Source organism: Streptacidiphilus jeojiense (assembly GCF_000719095.1).
Classification (GTDB): Bacteria; Actinomycetota; Actinomycetes; order Streptomycetales; family Streptomycetaceae; genus Streptacidiphilus; species Streptacidiphilus jeojiensis.
Genome location: NZ_JOEH01000104.1, coordinates 1 through 550 on the forward strand (window position 1 = coordinate 1; position 550 = coordinate 550).

Sequence of the window (550 nt, forward strand, 5' to 3'; positions counted from 1 at the left end):
GAGTGGTTCCAGGAGCAGGACCTGGCCTACCGCGACACCGTGCTGCCCCCCGCAGTGCGGGCCCGCGTCGCCGTCGAGGCCGGCATCGCGCTGACCTGGTACCGCTACGTCGGCGACGCCGGACGGGTCGTCAGCCTGGAGCACTTCGGCGCCTCCGCCGACTACAAGGTGCTCTACAAGGAGTTCGGTCTCACCGACGACGCCGTGGTCACCGCCGCCCACGAGTCGCTGGCCGACCTGGCCGCAGGCCGCTGAGCAGTCCAGCCATCGAACAGCCAGTACGAACCAGAGAAAGAAGTGACGAGGATCATGACTGACGCTCTGAAGCGCCTCAGCGACGAAGGCGTGGCGATCTGGCTGGACGACCTCAGCCGCACCCGCCTGACCTCCGGCAACCTGGCCGAGCTGGTCCGCGACAAGCACGTGGTCGGGGTCACCACCAACCGGCCGCGACGGCCGGGTCTCCATCGAGGTCGACCCCCGCCTGGCGCACAACACCCCGGCGACCATCGCCGAGGCCAAGCAGCTGGCCTGGCTGGTGGACCGCCCC

At 69.8% G+C, this 550-nt stretch carries 1 protein-coding gene and 1 pseudogene; both read left to right on the forward strand.

Annotated elements, in window-relative coordinates; translation table 11 throughout:
* Positions 1–255: transketolase-like TK C-terminal-containing protein (locus tag IF29_RS43030; RefSeq protein ID WP_037598808.1), on the forward strand; the 255-nt coding region annotated here is incomplete at its 5' end.
* Between the two features lie 54 nt (positions 256–309).
* Positions 310–550 (forward strand): annotated as a pseudogene (locus IF29_RS45715) (transaldolase family protein); the annotation flags it as partial.